Source organism: Daejeonella oryzae DSM 19973, assembly GCF_000422945.1.
Lineage (GTDB): Bacteria > Bacteroidota > Bacteroidia > Sphingobacteriales > Sphingobacteriaceae > Daejeonella > Daejeonella oryzae.
In genome coordinates, this window is sequence record NZ_KE383964.1 from 190,141 (window position 1) to 202,997 (window position 12,857).

The window sequence follows — 12,857 nt, forward strand, 5'->3', positions numbered from 1 at the left end:
TTTAAGTTTATAATATTTATATTTAAAATGTAGCGGGATTTATCTCGCTACATTTGTTTTAGGCCATTTTTAATAGCAGATGTACAGAAACTTTTATTTTTTAAGCTTAATCCTACTAATATTATCAGGCTCCTGCACCCGTACTAATAAGGATCAATTATTTACTCTTCAGGATAATAAATCTATAGGAATTGAATTTAGCAATCAGCTGAGCGATCGAACAGGTACCAATATATTTTCTTTCCGAAATTATTACAATGGGGGCGGAGTTGCCATAGGAGATGTTAATAATGATGGTTTAAATGATATATTTCTAACATCCAATCAGGAAGGGAACCAGCTTTTATTAAATAAAGGGAATTGGCAGTTTGACAATGTTAGCGCAAAGGCAGGTGTAAAAGGCAGCAAATATTGGAGTACAGGAGTTACCATGGTAGATATAAATGCGGATGGATGGCTTGATATCTATGTTTGTAATAGTGGGAATGCTCAGGGAAACGAGACTGAGAATGAACTTTTTATAAATCAGCAAGACGGGAAATTTAAAGAAGAAGGAAAAAAGTATGGATTAGCTGATAGGGGGCTATCTACCCACGCTGTATTTTTTGATTATGATTTGGATGGCGATCTGGATTGTTATGTTCTAAATAATTCCTTCAGGCCTATCGGGAGTTTTGATTTTTCAAAAGATATCCGGAATGTAGTGGACGAACTTGGTGGTGACCGATTATATCAAAATAACAATGGATATTACAAAGAGGTAAATAAACTGGCTAATATTTACTCAAGTGATATTGGGTTTGGCCTTGGTGTTTCGGTTGTTGATATAAACCAGGATGGTTATCCGGATATTTACGTTTCCAATGATTTTTTTGAACGTGATTATCTATATATCAATCAGAAAAACGGAACTTTTAAAGAGAATATTCAGTCTATGACAGGACATTTAAGCCTTGCTTCTATGGGGTCTGATATTGCAGATATTAACAATGACGGCTTATTTGATATTTTTACAACAGAAATGCTTCCCGAAGGAGATCAGCGACTTAAATCAATGACTTCGTTTGAATCCTATGATGTTGGCCGGCTCAAACAACGCGACGGTTTTTATAATCAATACATGCAAAATTGTCTCCAGCTCAATAATGGCGACAGCACTTTTTCAGAAATCGGTTTTTATTCGGGGGTAGCGGCTACTGACTGGAGCTGGGGCGCTTTGTTTTTTGATATGAATAATGATGGATGGAAAGATATATTCGTTTCCAACGGAATTTATAAAGATTTAACCAATCAGGACTACATAGAGTTCCTTGCTAATAAGGAAAATATGGAGAAAATAGCTGCAGGTAAAAAATTCGATCACAAGGATTTTACTGATAAAATGACCTCGACTCCTATTCCTAATTATGCATTTATCAATAATAAAAATTTAACATTTGGCAGTAAATCTTCTGAGCTTGGTTTAGACCAGCCTTCATTTAGCAACGGTGCCGCTTACGGGGATCTGGATAATGATGGAGATGATGATTTGGTGATCAATAATGTGAATATGCCGTTATTTGTTTACAAGAATAACGCTGAAAAATTAAACAACCATTCTATTCAGTTTAAGCTGCAGGGCGATAGATTAAATACCTATGCTGTGGGAAGTACTGTTAAAGTATTTACAGCAGGAAATTCTCTAATTTATTACCATCAGCCAGCCAGAGGTTTTCAGAGCAGTATTTCTCCAAATTTGATCACTGTTGGGCTTGGAAAAGAAAAAACGATTGATTCTGTACAGATAATCTGGCCGGATGGAAAGTATAAAACAATTAAAAATCTCAAAGCTGATTCGGTGTATAAATACAGTTATGAAATTGATAACCAGCAATATGCCTTTAAAAGCAATAATCGAAAACCGTTCTTAAGCCAGAATACTTCCGAATTATTTGATAGCATACCAAGGCACATTGAAAATGATTTTATAGATTTTGACAATGAGCGGTTAATGCTGCAAATGTTATCAACGGAAAATCCATATATGGCTAAAGGAGATTTAAATGCCGATGGTTTGGAAGATTTCTATTTTAGTAATTCCCAGGATTCTGAGGCAGCCATCTATGTTCAACAATCCGGCGGACGATTTTTGAAATACATTCCGGATGATTTCAAAAAGCATATTTACCTGGAAAATGCCGGTGCTGTTTTCGGAGATTTTGATAAAGATGGCGATGAAGATCTTATGTGCACATACGGTGGGAATCAGGAAGAAGCAGACTCCAAAGTTTTATATCCCAGGTTCTATGAGAATGACGGGAGAGGAAAATTAAAGTGGAATTCTGAAAAATCCATTAAATTTTCAATCAATGCATCAGTAATCATAAAATCTGATTTTGATGATGATGGAGATGATGATCTTCTTATTGGAGGCCGCAGCACCCCCGGGGTTTATGGAAGCGCTCCTAAATCTTATGTGCTCGAAAACGATGGCAGCGGAAATTTTAAAGATGTTTCATCCCTGGTTTTTGGTAAAAATCAGAATAATTTAGGAATGGTAACAGATGCTAAATGGGCAGATCTGGATGGAAATGGTTCAGAGGATCTGGTTATAGCAGGTAACTGGATGGGAATACGGATTTTTATGAATACCAAAGGAAAGTTTAGTCCTGATAATTCTTTGTTAAAATTTAAAGGATGGTGGAGCAGTCTACAAATTTCTGATATCAACAAGGATGGAAAATTAGACATCCTTGCAGGCAATCTGGGGACTAACTCTAAGTTTAAAGCAACAGAAAAAGAGCCCTTACGCATATTTGTTAAAGATTTTGACAATAATGGAACGAAGGAATGCATCACTTCAATATATAAATCAGATCATAAATCATACGTATTTCATCTCAAACCTGATCTGGTTGGCCAACTTCCTTCCCTTAAAAAGAGATTTTTACGATATGAAGATTATGCCGGTAAAACGTTTGACGAGGTGTTTACTCCAGAATTGCTTAAAGGAGCGGAGTCTCATGAAATTAATTTTTTACAATCTGCAGTTTTTTTCAATAAAGGAAAAGGGAATTATGCGGTTAGTCCTTTTCCGGCAAGAGCTCAGTTTACATCTGTAAACAGTATTTTGGTGGATGACTTAAACCGAGATGGCAATACCGAAATTATCCTTACCGGAAACTTTTATGGGTTTAAGCCAGAGGTTGGCAGATTAGATGCCGGATACGGAGATGTTTTTACATTTAAAAATAACAAGTTCATTTTTGTTCAATCGGCCGAAAGCGGATTAAAGATCAATGGCCAGGTAAGGTCTTCAATAGTGATAAAAAATAAATCCGGAGAAAAATATTATTTGTTCGGAAGGAATAACGATAGTCTGCTAAGTTACCGCTTAAACTGAATTTCTGATATAACATGAACCACTTATACATTCAAACTTCGCAGCTCAAATCTATTTGTAGATGAATTTCAGATCCTTTACACTCCTTATTTCCGCTTTGTTTCTCTTTTCCTGCAAAGAAAAAAACGTAGATAAACAGACATTTTCATTGCTTGATCCTTCAAAAAGCAACGTAAATTTCATTAATACGATTACGGAAAGTGATTCTTTAAATATTCTGGATTATCTGTATTTCTACAATGGTGCGGGCCTGGCCTCAGCAGATTTTAATAATGACGGGCTGGAAGACCTTTATTTTATATCAAACCAGGAGAGCAACAAATTATATCTGAATAAAGGAAATCTGCAGTTTGAAGATATTACGGAGAAGTCGGGGGTTAGGGGTACGGGCGACTGGAAAACCGGTGTGACTATAGTCGATATTAACGGAGATGGTTTTAAAGATATTTATCTGTCTGTAGTTTCCGGATACAGAAATTTTAAAGGCAAAAATCAGCTTTATATAAATAATGGCAACCTTACTTTTACAGAAAGTGCTGCAAAATACGGTATAGATTTCGCCGGACTTTCAACCCAGGCTTCTTTTTTTGATTATGATAAAGATGACGACCTGGATTTGTTTATTCTGACACATTCGGTGCATAGTAACGATACATATGGTGATTCTACTCAGCGATTTAAATACAGTCATGATGCCGGCGATCATCTCTTCAGAAATGACAATAACTCTTTTAAGGATGTTACTCAGGGCTCTGGAATTTATGCCGCACCCATTGGCTATGGCTTAGGTATTAGCATTGCAGATCTGAATAATGATGGCTGGGATGATATTTATATCAGCAATGATTTTTTTGAACAGGATTACTATTACATCAATCAGCAAAACGGGACTTTTAAGGAAAAATTAAAAGATGCATTCGGCCATACCAGCTTATTTTCGATGGGAAATACCATTAGCGATATGAATAAGGACGGGCATTTGGACGTAATTTCTACTGATATGCTGCCTGAAGATATGAAGGTGCTTAAATCAACTATTAATGACGAGCCTCTGGATGTGTATAATCTGGAAGTGAAAAGTGGGTTTTATTATCAGTACTCCAAAAATTCGCTACAACTTAATGTGGGAAAAGGCGAGAAATTTGTTGATTTGGCTCTGTATTCGGGTATTTCCGCAACAGACTGGACATGGTCTCCTCTGGCCCATGATTTTGATATGGATGGCAAAAAAGATCTGTTTTTCTCCAATGGAATTAAAAAAAGGCTAAATGATCTGGATTATCTTAAATATTTGGGAGATCCTAATGTGGTAAAGGAATATAAAACCAACCGAGTTTTTGATCGTGATAATATTAACAGGATGCCGGACGGGAAAGTCCATAATTTCCTGTATAAGGGAGACAGTCTTCTCAAATTCAGAGATATATCTGTAAATAATGATATGATTAAGCCTTCTTCGTCTTCGGGAGCAATAATGGTTGATCTGGATAATGATGGCGATCTGGAAATTATCACAAATAATATAGATGAACCTGCTTTTATTTATCAAAATCTTACTATCCTAAAAGATCAGGGAACAAAGCCTGAATTTTTAAAGTTGAAAGTTAAATACTCTAAAAATAACCCTGATGGAATTGGGACTAAGTTATTTTTGAAAACTAACCGCGGGGTTGATCATCAGGAAGTACAAACCAGCAATGCCTTTCAGAGCAGCCATGACCTTAATCTTAATTTTACTTTTTCTACAGGAGAAAAGCCCCAAGAGCTGTTAGTAATCTGGCCTGATAATTCATGGCAAAGAATCAACAAATTTAATTCAGGCAAAGCTGAGGTTATAACTTATGACAGCCAGAAAATTAATCGTTCAGCAGACGTGTCTAATCTAATCGATTCTTTTATCAAAGAGCATAAGCAATTTGATAGTAAAAGGGTGGAGGCAAGTCTTTTAACAACGGTTTCTACAAATGAAACCCCCGATTTTAACTACAATTCCTTAATTCCGCATGCTTATCTTCCAAAGACGCCGCCTTTGGCAATAAGTGATTTAAACGCTGATGGTCAGGATGATGTGTATGTTGGAGGAATTTCAGGACAGGAAAAGTATCTGATGATCAGTTCGCCTGACGGAAAATTTAAGAAAGTACAAATTCCGGCATTTGCCCGCTTTTTAGACTATTCCGATTCAGAGGCTCAGTGGGCCGATCTGGATAATGATGGGGATATGGATCTGGTGGTCCAAAGCGCCAATCATCCTTTTTCAGACCGGGATAAAATTCAGCCTGCCAGAGTATATATCAATCAGGGAAATTTAAAATTTGAATATAAATCTTTGCCGAAATTAGAAACTCAGACCTCAAAAATATGCCTGTTGGATTTTAATGGTGATGGTTTAAGAGATATATTTTTAAGCGGTGCAATATCTTACAGAAATTATACAGAAGATTTGCCTTCTGCATTGTTTTTAAACTCCGGTAAAGGAAACTTCAGACCTGCATCTCAGAAACAATACGCTGATCTTTTAACTGTTCCGTATATCCGGAATATTATTGTTGCAGATGTAAATGGCGATGGGAGAGAAGACCTGATCATGGCCGCAGAATGGAAACCGTTGCAAGTTTTTCTGAATAAAGCCGGAAAATTTGAAAAATGGTCTTCGCCACTATTGGATAAAATGCAGGGCTGGTGGCAGAATGTAATGGTTACCGATCTAAACTCAGATGGTAAGCCTGATCTTATTGCCGGTAACTGGGGCTTAAACAATAAATATAATGTCACTGAAGCCACACCTTTAATAGCTTACAATAGTGATTTGGATCAATCGGGTAAGAATGATTTGATTCTTTCGTACAGTTACAAGGAGAAATATTATCCTTTCAGACCTAAAAATGACCTCGAGCAGGAGCTTCCGTATCTTAAAAAAGAATGGCTTAGTTACCAGAAAATGGCTGATAAAACCACGGAAGAAATTTTTAAAGGCAGGCTTGATAATATAGTAAAACTAAGGGCTGATAACTTTAACAGTATATTTATTAGTGATTTGATGCACGCAGAAAAGGCGGTTAATCTCCCATATTTATATCAGCAGGCACCTATACGCCATATTTTACCGGACGGAAATAAATCTCAAAATAAGGTTGTAATTAGTGGTAATTTTTCTGGGGTAATTCCTTACGAGGGAAAATATGATGCTTTAGGCATAGCCACATTAGAGTTAAATAAAGCCAAAAATCAGTTTTTAAGTCCACAATACTGGGTTAATCCTTCAATAAATTTTGAAGAAATTGAATTTATTAAGCCGTTTAAAAACAACAGTAAATTTAACTGGTTAATGATGACCTATGACGGAAAAGTATTTATGGTATCAGATAGAAGCGTGAAACCCAAAGTAATTGCTTCCCTCAAATAGATTTTATAAAACCGGATAATAAATCTGAGTAATCCATTTGCTGGTATCTTTTATGGCCTTTCTATCCGTAATCATCATTTCGTAAGGCATAGCGGGTGAAATTAGTCTGTTATCTTTTACGTATTGCTGAAAAGAATTAAATGCATTCTTAATGGTTTGCGGTCCGCCTTTTACCTCTGTTACAAGTAATTTTCCTTCCACCATTTTTGTTATAGATGCATTATTTGTAGAAGGGATTTCTTTGCTTGTAGGAATCGCCACCGTGATTTCAAAGTCTTTTTTATAGGGTTTGTGAACACTGAGCATGGGTGAAGCAGTTGCCGGTACATTGCCGGATTCAAGAATTTTCCGGAGATCAGTAACCATTTGATAAACAAAGTTAACATCCGGATATACAGGGCTTATTTTTACCATCGTCAGCAAAATCATATGCTTAACCCTTTCTTGCTTTATAGTAATACCATACACCCGATTTTCATGATCAAAAAAAGTTTTTATTTGCTCTAATATGACCTTGAAATTTTTGCTGATCAGGGTTCCTTTTTGATAATTGCTAATTCGTTCCAGAGGAAACCGGCCGGCCGGAAAATCAGTTACCAAACTTATATTCATGCTGTCTGTACTCGTGCCTATATAATTCAGATTAGCCTTACTATGTATATTTTTAGTTTTCAGCAGGATCTGAGCTCCGCTATTTGTTGTTTTAATAAGGTTGTAGCATACAGAATCAAAACAATATTCCGCCATATTATTTCTGCCAGATTTTGCAGAGCCTTTTTCCGGCCACCATTTTTGCCAGCCCTTTGCAGAACTTAAATACTTTAAAGAATTGAAATCACTCGCTTTGACAATGATATTCTGTTGAACATAAATTGTATCAGGAATAAATAGATAAACGCCGGATAAAAAAAGCGCTGTTAGTATTCCGAAAGCTAAAAGTAATTTTCTCATCATTTAATAATACCGATAAACATAAACATTCTTATAATCATTAAATGTCCATGCAATTAGAATCTCAAATTAATTATCAGATTTAGATTTTAAAAATAACTATTGGGTAAATATTATTTTCGGTTGAATATCAGGCAGATTTTTATATTTTTAAATTAAATACCATTTTATGTGTTTATTTAAAAAGCTGCTCGCATCTATATTTATTCTAATTTCTGCTAATCTTTTTGGCCAGTCCAAACCGGATGCCTGGAAAATAAAGGCTGATAAAATAAATCCATCAGATTATTATGGAATAACTGTAGCAAATGGTATGATCGGGATTATTTCTTCTCCTGAACCTTTTAAAGTTAAAAATGTAGTTCTTGCCGGAGCTTATGATCTGTATGGAAGAGGTCGGGTGAGCAATTTTCTGAATAGCTTTAACCTTCTGAACATGAATTTTGATATTGATGGCAAAAGGCTGGATGCTAAATCGGTAACTAATTTTAGACAGGAACTGGATATGAAGCACGCTTCATTTACCACCACTTTTGATTATGCCGATAAGGCAAGCATTAAATATACGTATTACTCTTTGCGTCAACTGCCTTATACAGTTTTAATGGATATTACAGTAACTGCAAAAAAGGATATCAATATTTCACCTTCCAGCGTGATGGAAGCTCCGGATGCATTAAAAGAAGTTCAAAATTATTATAACGAAATCGATCGTCCGCATGTAACCCTTGCACTATTAACTTCAACAGCAAAAAGCCCCACCGGCAAATTGCAGCTTTGCGCATCCAATACATTTCTGTTTAATGAGGGCCATGGAAAGGAACCCCGTGTTATTCACGAAATGTGGGATAATAACCTGCATTTAATGAAATTTACAAAAGCTGTTAAAGCGGGGCAAGCCTATCAATTTGCAATTGCCGGTTCCTCTATTACTTCTGCTCATCACGATGATCCCTTAAATGAAGCGGAGCGTTTAACCATTTTTGCCAAACTGGAAGGCCGTGACCGATTATTGAAATTCCACAATCAGGCTTGGGACGAACTCTGGAAAAGTGATATTCAAATAGAAGGCGATGCGCAGGCACAGCAGGATGTTCATAGCATGCTGTACCATTTATATTCTTTCTCACGTGCGGGTACTGATTTATCACCTTCTCCGATGGGACTTTCAGGATTGGGTTATAACGGTCATGTTTTCTGGGATACCGAAGTATGGATGTTTCCGGCATTGCTGGTGCTGCAGCCTGAAATAGCTCATTCACTGATTGAATACCGTTACCGCCGACTGGATGCGGCTAAGCGAAATGCATTTGCACATGGATTTAAAGGTGCAATGTTTCCCTGGGAAAGTGCTGATTCTGGAGTTGAGGAAACGCCCGTATGGGCATTAAGTGGTCCTTTTGAACACCACATAACGGCCTGTGTGGGTTTGGCAGCCTGGAATTATTATAGCGTAACACAGGATAAAGAATGGCTTCGGGAAAAAGGCTGGCCAATTTTATCAGCTACCGCCGATTTTTGGGCCAGTAGAGTAGAGCGTAATGGTCCCGGGCATTACGACATAAAAAATGTGGTGGCTGCCGATGAGTGGGCAGAGAATGTGGATAATAATGCTTTCACAAATGCCTCTGCTAAAGTAAATCTGCAGAATGCAGCAGCTGCTGCAAAGATTTTAGGATTACCCGCTGACAGCGACTGGGTGCATGTAGCACAAAATATTCCCATTTTAAAAATGGCTAACGGAGTAACCCAGGAACATGCAACTTACAAAGGAGAAGGAATTAAACAGGCCGATGTTAATTTACTGCCCTATCCTTTGGGAGTAATTACAGATCCGGATCAGATCAGAAAAGATTTGGAATATTATGAAACACGGGTTCCGGATGAAGGAACTCCAGCCATGACACAGGCAATTTTTACGCTTCTTTATGCTCGGTTGGGTGATGGAGAAAAGGCGCATCATTTTTTTAAGGATTCCTATGAACCCAATCTAAATCCGCCTTTCAGAGTAATTGCAGAAACCAAAGGCGGAACCAACCCTTACTTTGCCACCGGTGCCGGCGGAATAATACAGAGTTTACTAATGGGATTTGGTGGTCTGGATATTACTCCCCAGGGAATTGTTCAGAAAAAAGGCACATTGCCGAAAGCCTGGAAATCACTAAAAATTACCGGAGCAGGACTTGAGAAAAAAACGTATATTGTTAAATAAAAATATCATCCAAAAAACTTGAAAAAAGGAGTTTCTATATTGTTATTAGGATTTTTCCTGTTTAATATAATAGGCTATAAGCTTTTTTTCTACTATCAGATTGCCGTAGCTGATTCCCGGATGCAAAGTAAAATTGAAACGATGCATGAAACGGATAGGAGCCTATTTACAATCAAAATTCCTATCAGATTACCCTACCATACGGACTGGAAAGATTTTGAGTCTATAGAAGGGGAGATGACGTATAAAAATACAACCTATAAATACGTTAAACGGAAGGTACTTCGAGATACATTGATATTGTTATGTGTAAACCATCAGGAGAAATCCCTCATTCAAAAAAATAGTGACGATTATTTTAAAAAGGTAAATGATCTGAATACTGATAAATCCAAACAGGTTTTAAAGCAAAGTAAAGATGATTTTTTTGAGAAATCTGTAAAACTGTCTTTTCCAGATTATCCTATCATCCTTTTTGATCATTCTCTTTTCAGCAGAGTTCTGAAAACCTCCACATACAAATCTTCGATAGAAATGCCGCCCGATCACTTAAGCTGATCCTTATCTGGCTGTTTCAGCCCCTTATTTCTTATCTATAACTTAATTTATTTGTATGCATCGCTTTCTATTATGGATTGCAGGCTTGTGTATTTTATTTACGGCCTGTTCTAAATCCGATTATAAATCATTTACCTCAGATCCTGCCCTGTATCGTGTAACTGTTAAAAAACTGAACGATATCGTTTTAGAGAATAATTTTCCACCTGTAATTGCTTCACGAAATTATGCTTACGCAAATATTGCAGCGTATGAAGTGATTGCAGCCGGAAATCCTCAAAAATTTCATTCTCTGGCCGGACAGATTAAACATTTAACGCCCGTTCCTAAACCGGTTTTACCTGAAATTGATTTTCATTTCGCTTCGCTTCTGGCTTTTTGTACGGTTGGCAACGCCGTTACTTTTCCAGAAGGAAGTATGGATTTATATGTTGAGGATTTAAAAGAAAGGGTAAAAAATGCCGGAATGCCTTCTGATGTTTTTAAGCAGTCGGTTGAATATGCCGATACGGTTTCCAAACATATAATGAATTGGAGTAAGGGAGATAATTATTTACAAACCCGTTCTGCCAGCAAATTTACCGTAAAAACAGAAGATGGTCGCTGGATTCCAACTCCGCCAATGTATTCACAGGCACTTGAACCTCATTGGAAAGAAATTCGTCCGATGGTATTAGATTCTGCTGCTCAAATTATCCCGCCGGCGCCACCGGTTTACAATATGAAGGATACAACAAGTCAGTTTTATAAAAACGCGTTGGAAGTAAAAATAATTGGAGATAGTTTGGATGAGGAGCAAAAGCATATTGCCGATTTCTGGGATGATAACCCTTTCCGTTTAAACGTGATTGGCCATGTAATGTATGCCACCAAAAAATTCTCTCCCGGCGGGCATTGGATGAATATTGTTGGAATTGCTACAGAAAGTCAAAAATCAGATTTTAACACAACGGTAAGCATTTATACAGAAGCGTCCATTGCATTGTTTGATGGTTTTATCAGTTGCTGGCACACAAAATTTACAACCAATTACGTGCGACCTGAAACGGTGATTAATAAGCATTTGGATTCAGACTGGCGCACATATCTTCAAACTCCGCCTTTTCCGGAATACAGCAGTGGCCACGCCGTAATTTCATCGGCCACAGCCGAAATATTAACCGCAAGATTGGGGGATAATATTGCTTTCCGCGATACGTCAGAGGCTGAATTTGGTATCGCAGACAGAGAATTTAAATCATTCAGGGCGGCTGCAGCGGAAGCGGGAATGTCAAGAGTTTATGGCGGAATTCATTATACTAATTCGTGCTTAATGGGCACAGAACAAGGTAAACAGGTTGCCGGAATTATTTTGAGCCGGCTTAAACTAAAAAAAATATAGAATTCTGCATCTGGTAATATTAAATAGATTGATATGTATTACACTAAAAATATAAGGATTTTGATCCTACTGATCTTAGTAAATATCCCTTTGCTGAGTAAATCACAAACAGAACAGGATGCCTTGATGATGCCCCAACGGAATTTATGCGTTGCAGGTATTGTGGGATATTCCAGCTGGACCAATTATTACGAAGGAACTTTTAAAAGAGACAATGCCAATATTGGGCGCCTGTCAACTACATCTGCTATGCTGGGATTAAATTATGGACTCAATAAAAATGTAAATTTAATTGCCTCGCTGCCCTATGTATCTACCAAAGCATCACAGGGAACTTTGAGTGGTTTAGAGGGATTTCAAGATCTGGCACTATATGTAAAATGGCGGCCCATTCAAAAGCAGTTGGGTAAACAAAATATTTCCTTATTTGGAGTGGGTGGCTTTTCTACCCCTTCAAATGATTATAATATTGATTTTTTGCCTATGTCGGTAGGTCTGGGAAGTACAATGTTAAGTGCAAGAATGATAGTTGATATTCAGAGGAATAAGTTTTATTCGACGATATCTGCCGGATACTTATTAAGGGGCAATGTTAAAATAGACCGCCCGGCGTATTATACAAACCGTCAGATTAATTCTAATGAAGTTGAGATGCCCAATGTGGGTAGCTTTCAGTTCAGAACCGGCTACCGGTCCTCAAAATTAATTGCAGAGGCCTCTTTAGTAAATATGACCACCCTTGGCGGTTTTGATATACGGAAAAATGATATGCCCTTTGTAAGTAATAAAATGAATGCTACCAGCGCTGGGGTAGAAGCTAAATATTATCCTGTAAATAATACTCTTGGATTGAATGCATCCGTATGGCATACGTTAGAAGGTCGGAATGTAGGTCAGTCTACAGGATATTCTGCGGGCATACTTTATACAATCAATTTTAAATCAAAAACTATCGCTAAATAAATAC

The 12,857-nt window shown here is 37.2% G+C and carries 7 protein-coding genes; 6 read left to right on the forward strand and 1 reads right to left on the reverse strand.

The window, feature by feature from the left end:
* Window positions 1-79 precede the first annotated feature (79 nt).
* Entirely contained in the window at window positions 80-3,382 is a 3,303-nt protein-coding gene (locus tag G521_RS0113995; RefSeq protein WP_026899077.1) for a VCBS repeat-containing protein, read from the forward strand.
* Window positions 3,383-3,443: 61 nt separating this feature from the next.
* Window positions 3,444-6,788, forward strand: coding sequence for a VCBS repeat-containing protein (locus tag G521_RS0114000; protein WP_026899078.1), 3,345 nt, complete (start codon window positions 3,444-3,446; stop codon window positions 6,786-6,788).
* Window positions 6,789-6,791: 3 nt separating this feature from the next.
* On the opposite strand, the gene G521_RS0114005 is transcribed toward G521_RS0114000, so the two are convergent.
* Window positions 6,792-7,739, reverse strand: a complete 948-nt coding sequence (locus G521_RS0114005; protein WP_026899079.1) for a hypothetical protein — start codon at window positions 7,737-7,739, stop codon at window positions 6,792-6,794.
* Window positions 7,740-7,908: 169 nt separating this feature from the next.
* Here G521_RS0114005 and G521_RS0114010 point away from each other — a divergent pair, with 169 nt between their 5' ends.
* The 4 genes from G521_RS0114010 to G521_RS0114025 are packed head-to-tail and all read left to right on the forward strand — an operon-like array spanning window position 7,909 to window position 12,853.
* Window positions 7,909-9,951 (forward strand): glycoside hydrolase family 65 protein, encoded by a 2,043-nt coding sequence (locus G521_RS0114010; RefSeq protein ID WP_036679430.1) that lies wholly within the window; start codon window positions 7,909-7,911, stop codon window positions 9,949-9,951.
* Window positions 9,952-9,969: 18 nt separating this feature from the next.
* Window positions 9,970-10,509: a hypothetical protein gene (locus G521_RS0114015; protein WP_026899081.1), complete on the forward strand. Its 540-nt coding sequence runs from the start codon at window positions 9,970-9,972 to the stop codon at window positions 10,507-10,509.
* Window positions 10,510-10,564: 55 nt separating this feature from the next.
* Window positions 10,565-11,890: a vanadium-dependent haloperoxidase gene (locus G521_RS0114020; protein WP_036679433.1), complete on the forward strand. Its 1,326-nt coding sequence runs from the start codon at window positions 10,565-10,567 to the stop codon at window positions 11,888-11,890.
* Between the two features lie 33 nt (window positions 11,891-11,923).
* Window positions 11,924-12,853: a hypothetical protein gene (locus G521_RS0114025; RefSeq protein WP_036679436.1), complete on the forward strand. Its 930-nt coding sequence runs from the start codon at window positions 11,924-11,926 to the stop codon at window positions 12,851-12,853.
* Window positions 12,854-12,857 lie beyond the last annotated feature (4 nt).

Excerpts from the sequence above, each read along its gene's own strand:
- G521_RS0113995 (WP_026899077.1), top strand. The coding sequence starts at position 80 with ATGTACAGAAACTTTTATTTTTTAAGCTTAATCCTACTAATATTATCA.
- G521_RS0114000 (WP_026899078.1), top strand. The coding sequence starts at position 3,444 with ATGAATTTCAGATCCTTTACACTCCTTATTTCCGCTTTGTTTCTCTTT.
- G521_RS0114005 (WP_026899079.1), bottom strand. The coding sequence starts at position 7,739 with ATGAGAAAATTACTTTTAGCTTTCGGAATACTAACAGCGCTTTTTTTA.
- G521_RS0114010 (WP_036679430.1), top strand. The coding sequence starts at position 7,909 with ATGTGTTTATTTAAAAAGCTGCTCGCATCTATATTTATTCTAATTTCT.
- G521_RS0114020 (WP_036679433.1), top strand. The coding sequence starts at position 10,565 with ATGCATCGCTTTCTATTATGGATTGCAGGCTTGTGTATTTTATTTACG.
- G521_RS0114025 (WP_036679436.1), top strand. The coding sequence starts at position 11,924 with ATGTATTACACTAAAAATATAAGGATTTTGATCCTACTGATCTTAGTA.